Origin of the sequence: Paenibacillus sp. J2TS4, from assembly GCF_018403245.1 — a bacterium.
Classification (GTDB): domain Bacteria; phylum Bacillota; class Bacilli; order Paenibacillales; family NBRC-103111; genus Paenibacillus_L.
The window spans coordinates 18,885-34,582 of the sequence record NZ_BOSH01000002.1 but is presented as its reverse complement, the minus strand read 5'-3'; the positions used below and the strand labels follow the sequence as shown (position 1 = coordinate 34,582).

Annotated in this window: 13 protein-coding genes and 1 pseudogene; 2 read left to right on the top strand and 12 right to left on the bottom strand. The window is 51.7% G+C overall.

Annotation, left to right across the window (positions count from 1 at the left end; all coding sequences use genetic code 11):
* Window positions 1-58: 58 nt before the first annotated feature.
* Together KJS69_RS04330 and KJS69_RS04325 are read left to right on the top strand one after the other, a co-directional pair.
* Window positions 59-1,573 carry an oligosaccharide flippase family protein gene (locus KJS69_RS04330; protein ID WP_213581960.1) on the top strand — a complete coding sequence of 505 codons (1,515 nt, stop codon included), beginning with the start codon at window positions 59-61 and terminating at the stop codon, window positions 1,571-1,573.
* A 300-nt stretch (window positions 1,574-1,873) separates the two neighbouring features.
* Window positions 1,874-2,428, top strand: coding sequence for a phosphatase PAP2 family protein (locus KJS69_RS04325; protein ID WP_249730361.1), 555 nt, complete (start codon window positions 1,874-1,876; stop codon window positions 2,426-2,428).
* 24 nt (window positions 2,429-2,452) lie between these two features.
* Here KJS69_RS04325 and KJS69_RS04320 read toward each other — a convergent pair.
* The 12 genes and pseudogenes from KJS69_RS04320 to KJS69_RS04265 all read right to left on the bottom strand — a co-directional run bounded on the left by KJS69_RS04320 (window position 2,453) and on the right by KJS69_RS04265 (window position 15,620).
* Window positions 2,453-3,188, bottom strand: a pseudogene (locus KJS69_RS04320) (DUF3891 family protein).
* A gap of 225 nt (window positions 3,189-3,413) precedes the next feature.
* Window positions 3,414-4,082, bottom strand: coding sequence for a CPBP family intramembrane glutamic endopeptidase (locus KJS69_RS04315; protein ID WP_213581956.1), 669 nt, complete (start codon window positions 4,080-4,082; stop codon window positions 3,414-3,416).
* A 98-nt stretch (window positions 4,083-4,180) separates the two neighbouring features.
* Window positions 4,181-6,058, bottom strand: a complete 1,878-nt coding sequence (locus KJS69_RS04310; RefSeq protein ID WP_213581954.1) for a protein kinase domain-containing protein — start codon at window positions 6,056-6,058, stop codon at window positions 4,181-4,183.
* Between the two features lie 180 nt (window positions 6,059-6,238).
* Window positions 6,239-6,736, bottom strand: a complete 498-nt coding sequence (locus KJS69_RS04305; RefSeq protein ID WP_213581952.1) for an RDD family protein — start codon at window positions 6,734-6,736, stop codon at window positions 6,239-6,241.
* 156 nt (window positions 6,737-6,892) lie between these two features.
* Window positions 6,893-7,477, bottom strand: a complete 585-nt coding sequence (locus KJS69_RS04300) for an HAD family hydrolase (protein WP_213581950.1) — start codon at window positions 7,475-7,477, stop codon at window positions 6,893-6,895.
* Between the two features lie 62 nt (window positions 7,478-7,539).
* Entirely contained in the window at window positions 7,540-7,866 is a 327-nt protein-coding gene (locus KJS69_RS04295) for a GNAT family N-acetyltransferase (protein ID WP_213581948.1), read from the bottom strand.
* A gap of 128 nt (window positions 7,867-7,994) precedes the next feature.
* A complete protein-coding gene (locus KJS69_RS04290; RefSeq protein ID WP_213581946.1) occupies window positions 7,995-8,876 on the bottom strand; it encodes a carbohydrate ABC transporter permease in 882 nt (293 codons plus the stop codon).
* Between the two features lie 17 nt (window positions 8,877-8,893).
* Window positions 8,894-9,811, bottom strand: a complete 918-nt coding sequence (locus KJS69_RS04285) for an ABC transporter permease (RefSeq protein ID WP_213581944.1) — start codon at window positions 9,809-9,811, stop codon at window positions 8,894-8,896.
* Window positions 9,812-9,888: 77 nt separating this feature from the next.
* A complete protein-coding gene (locus tag KJS69_RS04280; protein WP_213581942.1) occupies window positions 9,889-11,547 on the bottom strand; it encodes an extracellular solute-binding protein in 1,659 nt (552 codons plus the stop codon).
* On the bottom strand, window positions 11,544-13,739 hold the full coding sequence (locus tag KJS69_RS04275) for an alpha-N-acetylglucosaminidase (protein ID WP_213581940.1): 2,196 nt from the start codon (window positions 13,737-13,739) through the stop codon (window positions 11,544-11,546). Before KJS69_RS04275 ends, KJS69_RS04280 begins: the two co-directional genes overlap by 4 nt.
* Complete coding sequence (gene murQ, locus KJS69_RS04270) at window positions 13,736-14,653, bottom strand: N-acetylmuramic acid 6-phosphate etherase (protein ID WP_306434390.1); 918 nt, start codon at window positions 14,651-14,653, stop codon at window positions 13,736-13,738. The genes KJS69_RS04275 and murQ overlap by 4 nt, the downstream gene beginning before the upstream one ends.
* 25 nt (window positions 14,654-14,678) lie before the next feature.
* A complete protein-coding gene (locus tag KJS69_RS04265; protein WP_213581938.1) occupies window positions 14,679-15,620 on the bottom strand; it encodes an N-acetylglucosamine kinase in 942 nt (313 codons plus the stop codon).
* Window positions 15,621-15,698: the final 78 nt, after the last annotated feature.

Genomic DNA, 15,698 nt, shown 5'->3' with positions numbered 1-15,698 from the left:
GACAGGCTCATATACTGTAGAGCAGGACTCAGACCGGATGCAGTGAGGAGGAATTGCGTTGGGATTGCCCATATTTGTTAAACAGATGGCACTTCGAGCGGGTGCCATTTTTGTTGTCAAGCTGCTTGGGTTTGCCGCCCGTATTCCGCTGTTCCGGCTATTGGACTCGGAAGGAATCGGGCTCTATCAAATCGCCTATTCGTTCTACGGACTCGCTTTGACGGTCATTTCCGGAGGTTTCCCTACCGCCCTTGCCCTCACCACCGCCCAAGACCGCCGCAAAGGCTGGCAGCTTTATAAAACAGCGACTCTTCTGTTGGCATCTATCGGAGGAGCACTCGCGTGGTTGTGCTACCAGATAGCCCCTCTCCTCGCTCGCTGGCTCGGCCATTCCGATCTGGAGATGGCGGTTCGTTATATAGCGCCTGCGCTATTCCTCGTTCCTCTGCTGTTTCTGCTTCGCAGCTTTCTTCAGGGGCTGGAACATTACGGCCCCATCGCCTGGTCGGAGCTGACGGAACAGATCGTAAGGCTATCCGTCATGCTGCTGCTGGTTAGCCTGTGGATCCCCTCCGGTTTGGGCCGTGCGGTAGGCGGCGCTGTGATGGGGGCTTCTGCCGGAGCCTTGATCGCCTTTCTTTTGCTGCTGGCGATTCTGTTCTTTCGCAGAAAATCTTTAGGGTTATCAAGACATCCGGACGCCGCTGCAGGACCGGCCGATAACCGAATCCGTCTTTTTTTGTACAGCGCCTTGTCGATATCGGCTGCTCGCCTGATCGTGCCCGTATCCGATTTTCTCGAAGCCCTCATTATCCCCTATCGGCTGCAGCAGGCCGGCATGTCTGCTTCGGAAGCTGCTTCCACGTTCGGGCAGATCGCAGGAGTTGCCGCCACGATCGTTTATATGCCCACTCTGCTCACGTCGGCCTTGGCTTTCACCCTTGCGGCCAAAATCACCTCCGATTGGCAGAACAAAGAGGTCAGCCGCTTCCTGCATCGGTCCCAAGCCGCTATTCATATTGGCTGCTTGTGGGGAATCGGCTCCGCCTGGATCTTGTTCCACTATTCGGCTGAGCTGTCTTTGCTCGTTTTCTCAGAAGACTCCGCTTCTACTCCGGTCCGCTATATGTTTCTGGCGCCCTTATTTTCGGGAGTCCAACAATTGACCACCGTCATTTTATGGGCCTCCGGGAATAAAAAAACTCCGCTCTCCGGATTGATCGCGGGATGCATCTGTTCCGCCGCGCTGCACTTCGCACTGCTGGGGATTCCTGGGTTCGCCTATGCCGGCGCAGCCATCGGCATTCTTTCCTTGGAGCTCGTATCCGCATTGTGGAACCTGACAGTCATTTTTAAGCTTAAATCTTCTTTTCCACGCCACTGGTTTCCCATCTGGAAAACAGCGGGCTTAGTTCTTCTATGCCTGCTTGGCTCCAGCTTAAATGGTTGGTTAATCGATCCTCTCCCCATTGCCGAACCGGTGCGATCGATCGTCAGCCTGTTCTTTCTATACAGTCTTGTCCTTCTGTATATCTTGCTAACTTACCGAATGACCCGGGAAATAACAAAATGATCTTCCAACTCCATCCTCTTCTCCTGCGAATTTGATTTAGCTGTCGATTTAGAGTAAAAATAAGTAGAATATCACTTATCGATCATAAGAGGAGGAGTAAAGGAACATGACTAACAAGAGATGGACGTAAATTCCGCTCAGGACTCAAGTCGCTCAGTATCCTTTACGCAGATCATGGAACAATACCGAAAGTCTTCATCCTCGATAATATATAGAATCATCTTGATTATCGTGATTTTCATACTCACGTTCATATTCGCAAAAATTGCGGATGAAATCACGGAATCTGAATGGATCCTCTTGGATCAACAGATCATTGAATCGGTCCAGTCCCTCATCTCTCCCAAGCTTACGCTCCTAATGAAATGCTTCACATTTCTTGGCTCCAAAGTGTTTTTGACTACGCTTCTGATAGTCTCCAGCGTCCTGATGATCTGGCATAAGAAACGGTGGGAAGCTCTGTTTCTAGTTATTGCGCTGGGGGGAGGGGCGCTTTTTAACCTGGGGCTGAAGTCGTTTTATCAAAGGGAGAGACCTTCCCTGCATCGACTAATTGAGGAAACCGGTTATAGTTTTCCGAGCGGGCATTCCATGAGTTCTTTTATTTTATACGGGATGCTGGGCATCTTGTGCTACATGTTTCTAATTTCAAGGATGCCAAAGATCACTATTGTTATATCAACGAGTATCATTATTTTGTTGGTGGGGACAAGCCGGATCTATCTCGGGGTCCATTACCCTAGCGATGTTCTCGCCGGTTATGCTGCCGGGGGAGTCTGGCTTACCCTATGTTTATTAGGTCTGCGTCTTGTCCTGGATTACCGCCAACTGCAGAGAACTTCTGCCAGACGGTAGCGGAGCCGGATCAGCTTGGTACCCTTAGGAGCCGCCCCTGAATATCACTTCTTGCTCTACCCACGCTGTTTGGTTGTAGGCTTCTGCAATCCCCGCTTCCTGTACCAGCTTCTTGGGCACTTGCTTCTGCTTTAAAGTGGCGACAAAGCTCTGATCGAATGGGTTGGGGCTTATCTTGATTTCTTTATCATTAACCCACTCGGCCACCAGACGACCTTCTCCTATAGGGTTGAACATCTCTGAGTCTTCGAATCCATCGGCATATCGAGGATATTCCTGTTCTTTACGAACCCCCGGATCATTCAAACAGACATATAAAGAAACGACATCGCACAGCTGCAGCAATCGGAATGGCTCGATCCAGTCATCTTGATTAGTCAAGCTTAATTCTTCTATGATGTTGTCTTAAGCATTCATGCCGGGAAAAATCAATACATTCCGGCACCGTGCTGTTCCGGAAAACGCCAAAAGACGCATAGTGCAAGCTGCACAATAGTCCGGCGTATTTATTCATCCTCTCTATCTGATCCAGGCCATACGTATAATGGGTTAACTTGGGGAGCAGCGGGAAGTCCATAAAAGAAAATGGAAGGGATGTGCGGTCGTTCCACATAGGAACCTCATCTAACCGGACCCACCCCAAATCATGCTGATAAATAGCTAATAACGTATCCTCAAAATAGGGATCGTCTGTAAAGAAGCTTTTGAAATGCTTGGCAATCTCCCCGGAAAGCTGGGCATGATCGTGCTGTCTGACCATTATAATTTCATGTTCAGTCTCGCGAACTACCACGTTATCACTTCCTTAATGTCGATAGATATGGATAATCTTACCTAGGTAATATAATAGCTTAATTATTTTGTTAAGGCTAACAAAAAATGCCTTTTTATGAAATCCATACATATCTTGAAAGGCAAAACGGGGTGACGGGCAGCACCTTCCGAATCAGCAATAAGCCGCCAGGAGAACCCTGACGGCTTACGCTCACAGACCGAGGTGGATAAACAGGTTGTTGGCGGTATGAAACAGCACTGGCGCCCATAGCGATCCTGTTCTTAGCCACATGTAACCTGCGACAAGAGAGAACAGCAGCATATCTGTCGCCCGCCACAACATATCGAGCCACGCCATGTCGCCGCTCATCCATATCGGCACGTGGATGAGAATGAACAGCGCACCGGTCAGCAGGTTCGCTCCCGCGAACGGCAGCCGTTCCGCCAGTTGCCGCAGCAGGAAGCCGCGAAATACGGTCTCCTCCAGGACGCCGGCAAGCAGCACGACATTCAGCCAGACGGACAGGTTCCGAGTAACGGTAAACGGCTGCGAGAACACGATATGATCGACAATGAAGGTATAGACAGCCCAGATGATGATCGGGATAACCGTCCACCCCCAGCTGCCAATCTTCCGGTTCCATCTTAAATACGTTACGGGAGACTCGCCAATCACGGCGATAATATAGACACATACCGGCACAACCCAGACGAATGTCTTCACCGCCGCTTCTACCAGTCCCCACGAAAGCGAAGGCATTCCTGGCGGAAGCAGCCATATTCTGCACACGGCCCATCCCGCCGCGAAGACGATATAGTACAGAATAAGCGGAGCCCACCCGGCGGGCGCATGTTTCACGTCCCGCATAATCTCATTCATCTTCTTCCTCATTCCCCTTTCGGCTTATTCCCTCATCACGTTACCGTGCTTCAATAATCTGGGCAATTCCCCGAAAGGGGGATTTTATCAACCGCCGGTTAAGGCGCCTGCTCATCCAGCCAACCGAGCGTCTTTGCTACGGAGACTGCCTTCATTCGCCGATCGACACCGAGCTTTTTGAATATATTTTTGATATGGGCCTTCACGGTCTCGAACGACACTTGCAGCCCTTCTGCAATCTCTCGGTTCGACAGGCTCCGGGCCAACAGGTTCAGCACTTCCCGCTCGCGGGCCGTCAGTTTCTCCACCTTCGCCAGGCTTTGTAACTTCTCCCGCTGCGGCGGCAGCGCTCGTCCTTCGGTTTCCGCCACATATAGCAGTTGGCAGGCGAGAATATGCAGCGTTCCCTGACGTTCCGGGACGAAGGCATGACGTGACCTATGATTGACCAGATACAGACAGCCACGCACCTGGCCATCAAGCTGAATTGACAGCACCAGCACGGAGGCCGGACAGCCTTCCGAATCTCCAGTTGGCTGCGTTGCCGCATCAGACTGCTTCGCTGCTTCAGTCTGTGTCGCCGCTTCAAGCGGCTTCTCCTTAACAAGCTTCCCCGCATCGTCCCTGCGGTTCCCGGACCGCAGAAGCATCGCCTTGCCCGAATGGAGCGCGGCATAGACCAGTTCCCTCTGCACTTCGCCGCACTCGCTCAGCGGGCAGGGCCGGAATTCGCACCAGCCGCTCTCCCCGTTGGCCTCCAGATTAATGGCAGCTTCCACATAGGGTTCGTCCTGGCGCGGCATGATCAGATATCCCTGCCCTGCCCCCGCCTGCATTAGAATCACGGCCAGCAGCTTGGCTGCCAGATCGCGGCCCCTCCAGCCTTCCGTGAAGGTGCGGGACGCCTGGACGATCGCCGCCAGATCGAGCGCTTGCGGATAGCCGCTGCTGAGCTCCCCCGCGAACGTTCCTGCCATCCCATGCGGGGGAGCGTCGCTGGTTAGGCCCAGCGCAGGATACGGCAGGACGCCTCTCGGCTCGACCGTTGGCATCGCCGCTACAGAACACTGTCGGCCGGCTTCGTCCCCGGCTGTTCGCCCCGGCCCATCGGGAGCTTGGCTGTTCAGCCGCTCCGCCAGGCACTCTTCGAGCGCGGCGCGCAATGTGCGCGCATCCGGATAGCGCGCTTCCGGATCCTTCTCCAGCAGCTTCATGACAATGGCTGCAACCTTCGCCGGCAACTGCGGCCGCAGCACGGCTAACGGCACAGGCGGCAGCGCCATATGCGCGTGGGACCAGGCCAACGCGCTGGCGGCCTTGAACGGAGGTTCGCCTGCGAGCAGTTCATACCAAGTCACGCCCAAGGAGTACAGGTCGGAATACGGACCGAGCTCGCAGTTCATGCGTCCGGTCTGCTCCGGAGACATATAGATCGGATGGCCTTCCGGCAGGGAAGGCTTCATCAGGCCTTTTGCATGGCCATCCGAATCCTGCTGTAAGTACTGGGCATACCCGAAGCCAGTCACATAGATCCTCATCGTTTCGGTTTGTACGAGGATCGTATCGGGCTTGAGATTGAGATGAAGCACCTGCTGCTGATGCAGCGCCTCGACCATCCGGCATATTTCGATGCCGAGTTCCAGGAACGCAGTAAGCGATACCGATTGCATCTCGAAGTAGCGGCGCAACGTTACGCCGTTCACTCGCTCATACTCCAGAATGAAAGCATTGCCGTGCGGCACGATCGCCATCGGCCGCAGTATCCCGTCCATCGGCACCCGGGCGGCGCCTTCATATTCATGCAGCAGCTTCGCATTCTCGACGAAGGTGCTGCTTCCTTCCTTCACCACCTTGAGCAGAGCCGGGCGAGCCCGCTTCTGCGCGTAGGCATAGCAGACGAACAGATAGGGGTCTTCATATATGATTTGGTCCACATCGTATCCAGGAAGATTCAGGCCGTCCTTGATGGCTTCCATAGAGATTCCCTCGTATTCTCTTGATTCCAATGAAATCAAATTTTCTTCTTCTCATTATACCGGAAATCGCCTGGCTGAACGAAGATGAAGCCTTATCCTTACTCAAAAAGATTAGAGGTGTTTTTTCATAATCCAAAAAAAATAAAACCTAAGAAGAAGCAATTTCCCCTTTCGGTCTTGTTACTGTGAGACGACACGTGTCCCCGGGATTAAATCATGAAGTCCCCGTGTTCCCTTCGTCCAGAACAAAAAAGCGGCATACAGCAGTATGAATGCATTAGGGATATAGATCAAGTAATTGGGCTTTTCCGGGTGGAACCACCAGGGTTCAGGCAGCAATATAAAGATATGAGTCAGCTCCCAGGGCAGCAGTTTGACCAACGTTCGGCTGAAAGCCTGCCCAAGCTTCACTGGATGACCTTCGATCGTTTCAAGCCTTAGCTTCATCACTTTTTTGCCTATCGTTTGCTGCTTGCGATATTCAAGGTAAATAAAGTACACCCATACGGGAGCAGACATCGTCAGCAGCACCCACAGCTCGATGGCCCAGCCGCTTTGCAGCGAGCGGGATAGCCCTCCCCCCGTGATTACATTAATTATTAATTGCACGCCCACAAGGATCATCGCAAGGATAATAAAGTCGATTCCATAGGCAATCAGTCTTCGGATGGCTAACATCTGCTTCCCTGCCTTCCTCTATCAAGCTGGCGATTTCAAGGGAATACCCACCAAACCTAACTTCTGTTGGATACTTCAAGCTTCTCTATTCCTTAAATCTTGCCATAAGAGCTGTCTATGATTTCCTTAAAATACTCAGGTTCTTCTATATGGGGCCTATGATTTAAGAAAGGCCTCTACCCTTTCCACCCAGGCACCTTCCTGATCGGCCAGCACAGCCTTCCATCCCAGCTGACGCGCAGGGTCCAGGTTTTTCTCTTGATCATCGACATACATGATGGGTCCCCCTTCTAGCCGGGAATGAACAAGCTTATAGATAGAAGGATCGGGTTTACACAATCCCACTTCACTGGATATGGTAATTGTCTTGATGTAGGGAGCTACCGGCTTCAATATATCTTCCAGCCATTCTCTGCGATGATTGCTTAGAAGGTGAATATCTGCCCACGAACTCCAGTCCGCTAAACATTCATACGCGGGTAATGCCACTATATGGCGTTCCATCAAACGACGGGCAGCCTTGTCTTCAATAGCCGGACACTTCTCATTAAGCCACTCCCAGAATTCCTTCTCGCTTATCTTTCCGGTCCACAAAACTTCTTTCATCTCTCTCTGAAATAAAGCTATGAAAGATTCAAATGAAATTCCGGAGCCCTCTGTCATTTCCCTCCAAAACGAAGAAGAAAAATTGGTGACCACCACTCCGGCGGCATCAAGGACAAGCTGCGGTTTTTTGTTCATCGGAATCACCCTCCTATAATTTCACTAATGATTTTCCATCCATTGGTTCGCTGCTGCGAACCTTAATAGCTGATCATAAATCCGGTTTTCTTTCCTTTCACGAACCCGGCTCCCTCATAAAAGCTGTGTACTTCCTCCCGTTGAGATCCGGTCATCAGCATAAGCTTATAACAATTTCTGGCCTGGGCAATTTCCATTGCTTTTTCCAGTGCCATCCGTCCAAACCCTCTTCTTCTATACTTCTTATGCGTAACCACATTTTCTATCCATCCATAAGGCCTTGCGTTTCTCGTCAAATTTCTGACCAGCACCAGAATACAGGAAGCTACGATCCGGCAATGGTGGCTTTGAGCCAACAAAATAGAGGGGATCATCCCCTCTTCGCTCATCCCAATACATCTCAAAATTTACAAACAGCCCCAGAACAATTTTCATTAATATGCTTCAGCGGTTTCTCGATAATTTGCCTCCGTTCGGAGACTTTACAAATGCGGATGAGCCGCCATTCATATTAAACTCACTCCTTGACGCTGCCTAGCACGATCCCTTTCATGAAATATTTTTGCAAGAAAGGATAGAGAATCAGCATGGGCAGCGCTCCAATAAAAATTTGCGCAGCTTTGGCCGTGCGGTTGGAAACCTCGATCAGCGACGCGATGTCCTCGTCACGGACGTTAGCCAGATTTTTATTGATGATCATCGTTTGCAAATAGCTGGACAGCGGATATTTCTCCGTGGAATTCATCAGAATAATGCCGTCGAACCACGCGTTCCAATGCCCGACGACCGTAAACAGCATAATGGTTGCCAATGCGGGCAAGGAAAGGGGAACGTAAATTTTCCAAAGCGAGGTCCAATGCCCAGCGCCGTCTATGAATACCGATTCTTCCAATTCTTTGGGCAGGCCCCGAAAAAAGTTGAGCAGCAGTACGACATTGAAGACATTAACCGCTCCAGGAACGACAAGCGCCCATATGGAATCGATCAGACCTGTATATTTAATGGTCAGAAACCAAGGAACGAGTCCTCCGCCAAATAAGATCGTGAATACGAAGTACCATACATACCAAGTGCGCTGTTTGAATACCCGTGTTTCCTTGGACAATGGATAGGCGAGCAGAATCGTCAGCAGCATGCCGAGCGATGTGCCGAGCAGCACGCGTTCGACAGAGACCCATAACGCTTGCAGAAACTCTTTCTTTTTCAATATATACATATACGATTGCAGCGTGAAATCGACCGGCCACAGTTTCACCAACCCGGATGTCGCCGCGCTGGTCGAGCTTAACGAAACGGCCAGCACATGAACGAACGGCAACAGACACAGAAGCGAAACGAGAATGAGAAACAAATAATTGACGTACTCAAAAATTTTGCGCCCCGTTGAATCGGCATACATACAGCGTGACCTCCCTTCTAGAAAATCCTGTAGTTCGCGAACCGATAAGCCAGCCAGTACGCACTCGAAATGAATACAAAGGACACGACCGATTTGAACAATCCCATAGCCGTGGCCACGCTATATTGAGCGTCGACGATCCCGAAGCGGTAGACCATGGTGTCGATGATGTCGCCGCTCTCGTACACGATGGGGTTGTATAGGTTGAATACTTGATCGAAGCCTGCGTTCAGAACATTGCCAAGACTTAACGTGACCATTAATACGATGATCGGCCTCATCCCGGGAAGGGTAATGTACCATGTTTGTCTCCAGCGGCCCGCCCCGTCCATGACTGCAGCTTCGTAAAGCGTCGGCGATATGCTGGTCAGCGCCGCCAGGTAGATGATCGTGCTGAAGCCGAACTCCTTCCAAACGTCCGATATAACCAGAGTAATTGGGAACCAGCGATTGTCGCCCAGAAAGAAGATCGGTTCAATACCGAAGACACCTAGCGACTGGTTGACGATGCCCGTTTTAGGCGAAAGAATATCGATCAGAATACCGCTCAAAATGATCCAGGAAAGAAAATGCGGCAAATATATCAGCGTTTGGATGCCGCGTTTGAAAAACTGAAGCCTGACTTCATTCAACAGCAGGGAGATCACGATCGGAACGAACAAACCGAGTACGATTTTCATAAATGAAATATAAACGGTATTCCAAAGCGCCTGGCGAAAGCCCGGGTAGTTAAAAATAAACTCGAAGTTTTCGAGTCCGACCCACCTGGCATTAAACAGACCGCCCAGTGGCCGAAAATCCTGGAACGCAATCACAATGCCCGCCATCGGAATATAACAATATACGAAGACAAGCAGGACGCCAGGCAACAGCATTAAATGCAGAGGGAGTGTTTTCCGGTTGATGACCTGTAGAAGACTCGTCCTTTTTTTCATCTGTTCCACCACATTCTTTAGATATATTGGTAAACGGGTGGAGGGAGCGGCTCATTACCGCTTCCCCCGCAAGCCAATTATTGCGATGCCGCCCACTCGTTCACCTCTTTCGTAATTTTGTCTCCGCCCAGCTTCTTCCATTCCTCCACGAATGAATCGAAAGAATCCAGCGGGGCGGTGCCCATGACAATTCTCGTAAATGCTTGCTTCTGAAGATCCAGCAGGGTGGTCATACTCTTCGTCATCGTTGGTGTCGGAGGACCGTACATTTCGTCAGTCAGCACCAGTCCCTTATCCCGGTAATAGGCGAGCACCGAAAAAGAAGAGCCTTTCTCTGGCGCCATCTGTCGGGCAGTTGCCCAATTGATGGCGTTGGTACCGAGTTCGCCCGTGCTCTGGAATTGAACAATCCGGTCATGCTTTGTCCTCTGCTCGCCGTTGAGCGCGGAGGCGTCCTTCGTCTGGAGCGCATCTTTGATCGCATTGTACAAATCCGGCAAATCCTTGTTTGCGGGCCAGGCTTGAATCAGCGGATATTTGAACAATTCGATACCGTCCGGCGCAATGAGGAATTTTTCGGTGTCCGCCGTTTTGCTCCAAGTATTTTCAATAAATAGATTCAGCATTTTAATTGCCGCTTCCGGATGCTTGGCGCCCTTTTTCACGACGAAGTATATTCCGACCGGGAAGGTGACCGGTACCTTGGCGGGATTTTCGTCGATGTACGGAATGGGAAACGCTTTCCAGTCGATCTTCGGGTCCTTCAGCTTGGCATCGGCGAACGGCCAGAATGGATACCAGTCGGGTCCATAAATCATGCCCACGCTGCCCGATGTTACCGTATCGAGCATTTTATTGTCATCCTTCAACGCGAACTCCTGGTCAATCTCGCCGTTGGCGTACAGCTCGCGCAGCTTTGCGAGTGCGGCCTTCATTTCCGGTTGAATGCTGCCGAATGCGAGCTTACCGTCACTGTCTTTGATCCAAATATTGGGGTAAGCGTGATAGCCGTTGAAAAATCCGGTCAGCGCAGTGCCCCAATTCGCCGCAAGACCGTAAGAATTGTTGCTCCTGGATTTAAACGCTTTTGAAATCATCAGCACGTCGTCCATTGTCTTCGGCTCCGGCAGATTCATCTCCTCCAGCCAATCGGATCGTACCCACAGCACTTGGCCGAAGCTGGCTCCCGTATATGGAAGCGCTAGCAATTTGTCGTTGAAAGTCGCCGATTTCATTGCCGTTCCGCCGTCCTGATACAATATTTCCTTTGTGAGCGGCGACGCGTATTTGTCGAATAACTCGGTCAAATCTTCCAGCTTGTCGAACTCCGCGAGCTCTTGAAGTTGCTTGGAATAGACCGGCATAATATCCGCCATTTCCCCGGAAGTAAGCGAGACGTTCAGCTTTTGTTCGTATTGCGTTGACGCAACTGTCCAATCATACTTGATCTTGATGCCAAGCTTGTCGGCGAATTCCCGGGTCCACACATTGTTGTCCAGACTGTCTCCCGACGGATATTTCACTGCTTCGTCAATGGCGCGAACAGCCGACACTACGATTGGCGGATCATACTTTCCAAACGGATCGGCGGTTTCGGAAGTGGACGCTTGATTATCCGAGGAGCCGGGAGAACCAGCGGAATCATTTTGTTGGCCGCTGTTGATCGAGCATGCGCTGACAAGCAGAGCGATTATCAGTAGCATAGATACGTTGAGGCGCGGAGAAACTCTTTTCATATCGAACCCTCCAAATATTGCGACTGGGATGAAGAAAACGAACTCAGTTTCTCAATCATTTGGCCGACGATCGAGCGAATATCGCCCGACGGTTCGGTCGGATACGGCTTCGTTTCAATGGTCCAATTATATTCCCACGCGTACCAGTCAATAGGTTCCGGAGGTTCGCCGGTTGTTAGGGATCGGTCCAATGCTGCGATGAACAAGCGCCATCGCGGCAAGTAGAAATCCGCTGTCAAACCCGCCCAGTCCCTATGGGCATATTCGTGAAGGAAGCTTTGGCCGGCTTCATTAGACCACAGCGTAATCAATGTGCGGGCATTGAACTCGTAGAGCCGCTTCTCGTTCTCGCTGCGGCCGATTCTCTTGGCCTGTTCCAGCCAGCGGCCGAGCAGAAATTCACCGCGCGTATTAAGCAATTCTTCCTGGTCGGCGAGCAGAGTGAGGAACTCCTTGCTGTTCCGGTTGAAGCCTTCGACGTCTCCGCTATGGTAAGCCCGGAGGAAATTGGAGGCAAATGTTCTCGCGCGATCGGCGATCATCTGACGCGTTACGTCGACCAGATCATACAAGTACGGGTCCGCTCCGTGCAGTTCGTCGAATGCGGCATACAGCAGCCGGCAAGCTTCCGCGACATGGGACGGATCGTAATAGAGCGAGTCCGGCTCCCAATATTTCTCTGCCGGGATCGCTTTTCCCGGAGCCGTCTCCCCGTCGGGCACGACACCTTGATTCGCCGACCGCTTCTCGAATACTTCGCTCGGCCGTGCGTTGATGATGCTTTCCGTCGGCCCGATCTGCCGAGAGCAGGAATAGACGCTTCCCTCCAGGTATTTCCATGCCTTCATGGCGTTTGCGTTTCGCCCTCCATATCGGCGCTCCACATATCGTTCCAGCCAATCATCGACATCAACCTCGGTCCGCCAGGCCATTTCAAGAATTAAATCGTATATGACCGGATTTTGCCCAATCCCTTCACCGGTAAGACCGATCCCGCACATCCGCCCATGATCAGGATGATGGAGTGCTTCAAGCAGCCGATCTACGGCTCCCTTCATGTGCCCGTAAAGTCCCAGCCGTCCGCCGAAATTGTGGAGAAACGACCAAATCCACGGAGTTCCGTAAAACACATTTTCTCCTGCCCGTTTCCAGCGCGGCGCTTGTTCTCCCCATAAATCCAGGATCAATGCCTGATCCTTGTTGAGTCCCGCGAACATTTCCGGCGTAGGATTTTGCCACCAGCCCTGCAGCACCCAAACTGCCTGCGGGTCTGCTTTCAGCATCGCGTCCTGTACCCGCCGCATCGCTTCCGACAAATCAAGAACCCCAGTATTCCCCCCTTCATGGAACGGATCAGCGGCATAAAAATGATCGGTACCGAACAATTTTTCCTGTTCTTTATAGAAGGTTTGGGCAACCAAATCAAAAGCAGAGGAATCAGACCGGAGGATGGGAGGACGTTCCATCTCGACCCATTTGCCCTGATCCAGCACCACAGCACCCGGCATCTTGTTCGCAAAATCCGGCGGCACAATGCCTGTGTATCCCGGAAGGATTCGCGTCATACCCAGTTCGGCCATCCGGGCATGAATCCGGTGAGCAAGTGCCACGCGGTCGTCGAACCAGCTTGGCGGAAGAGGTCCGCCCCAGCCGTACAAGCAACCGAGCCATTGAAACGGCAAGTAAGCGGGGCCGCTTAAGAACGTCCGAATTTCCTCGTCGGTATACCCAAATTTTGCGAACGTTCTTCTCCAAACTTCTTCGTGTCCGGTCATTTCCAAAACGAGATTAATTCCGTTTAGGGCCATCCAATCGAGCTCACGCTCCCAACGGGCCCAATCCCAGAACGCCGTGGTATAGGAATAAGTCACAAAGTTGTAAGCGTATACATATCGGTAAGGGCTGGATTGTTCGATTTTCGTCTCAGGCCTCGGCAAGGTCGCGGGAAGTTTCAGTTGATCACCACACCAGGAGATGCTGCAACGGCAGCAATACTTCAGATACCAGTGGAAACCGGCCGCCTGTGCGACGGGAGTTGTACCGCGTATGACGATCAGACCGTCCGCTTCTTCGATTTGGAAACGATGAACTCCATCTGTACAGTTCAGCAGTTCAAAACGAAGCTGACTTGCGTAAGCTTCACCAATCAACCGCTCCGCCAACGTAGAGACGGCTTGAGAATTAAGCTTCATCCGACTTCAATCCCTCCATTCATGGCCTTGCGAATATGACCATCATGCTCAGCAAGCTTCCGCCGGGCTTCCGAACTGTCCACTCCCGCCGCAAGGATGACGATGGCGGTTTTCACGTCACCTTTTGCTGCCGCATAGGCACGTTCCACTTCCTTCACCGATACGTTAGTCGCTATCTCTACGATACGTTTGGCCCGGTCAACTAGCTTGGAATTATCCGCCTGGAGATCTACCATCAAGTTTTTATATACTTTGCCCAGACGAATCATCGTCGCTGTGGTCAGCATGTTCAGTATCATTTTTTGGGCGGTGCCGGCCTTCATGCGGGTAGATCCCATAATGGCCTCCGGTCCGGTGACAGCTTCGATGACCAGGTCTGCAGCTTCGGCCATTGGCGTTCCGCGGTTGTTGCAAATCCCGATCACCTTCGCCCCAAGGGCAGCCGCCTGTTTCATTGCTCCAAGGACGAAGGGGGTACGGCCGCTGGCCGCAATGCCGACGACGACGTCCTGTGCGGTCACTTTTCTTTGGCTGATCTCTTCCGCGCCGGCAGCGAAATCGTCCTCCGCTTTCTCGTCGGGACTGTGATTGATAGAATTGCCGCCGGCCAGAATGCATTGTACAATACCGGGAGCCGTCCCATAGGTGGGGGGACATTCAAGCGCATCCTGCTGGGCAATTCGCCCGCTCGAACCGGCTCCGACGTAGATCAGCCTCCCTCCTCCGGCAATAGCCGCAGTAACCATCTCGACCGCAGATGCAATGGCAGAAAGGCAACCCTTGACGACGATTGCGACCTGCTGATCTTCCTCATTGATAAGCTCCAAAATACGTTCAGTCGGAAGCGTGTCGATCTGTTCTGTCCGTTTGTTCGGCTGCTCGGTTGCAAGCTCTTTTAGTTGATCCCGCATCATTTTCTCCCCTTCAAATCTTTTTTATTTACGCTCGGTGCCCCTGCAGAAGGCTGAGCGCGATCCTCCCCGCTCCGTATACCGGCTTACGCCGGGGAAGATGGAACGATAGGAGATTGTACTCGCTTTGCAATTGGCTTGTAAAGGTTTGTCGAAACAGACTGGAGTGTTTGAAGATAGATCCGGACATTACGACGGGAGATGCCGCGAACCATCGATCTTTGCGGATCAGGGCAAGCGTCGTCTGCACCAGTTCTCCTGCGGCCTCGCGAATGATGTCCGATGCGACCGAATCTCCTTCGTTGCTTGCCTGGACGCATATTTCGGTGAAGGCGGCGATATCCTTTTTCGTGATGGCTTGGTCGTAAATATAATCCTTTAATTCCATAATCCCGCTTATTCCGCATTTCTCTGTCAACAGCCAGGTCAACCTTGTATGCGGAAGCAAACCGTCATGGCTTTGCGCAAGGGATTGCAGAGTAGCAAGACCAATCCTGTAACCGCTTCCTTCATCGCCGATCAGATGCCCCCATCCGCCTGTTCGGTAGACAGCTCCGTCTGGCGTCCGGCCAAAAACGCACGACCCGGTTCCCGCAACAACGGCGATCCCATGTTCTTGTTCCAGCGTTCCTGCAAGTACGATTTCGATATCGCTCATTATCGCGAACCGGAAATTCATACGACGCTTGCTGCGAAAATCTCTAATGTAAGAGTCGAAGTAATGACGATCACGATCGGTTATGAGCCCCGCCAGGCCCATGCAAACAGACAAAACCTCCCTTCCTTGAAGTGCGGGTTGCTCCAGCATACACTCGAGAAGCGCCCCTAAATTTGCTGCCGCTTGCCGGGGATTTTGAGAACTGGGATTGCTCGAATCTCCACTGAGCCGGCAAAGCTCAGTTCCATCCGGTCTTAAAGCCAACACTTCTGTTTTCGTTGCTCCACCGTCAATTCCAATTACACAGTGCATGTTCTTACATCCTCGCTTTCACCGACGATGAATGTATTGAGCTACCGTGCGGCGCTTTTCATAACAGAATAGTTTGTT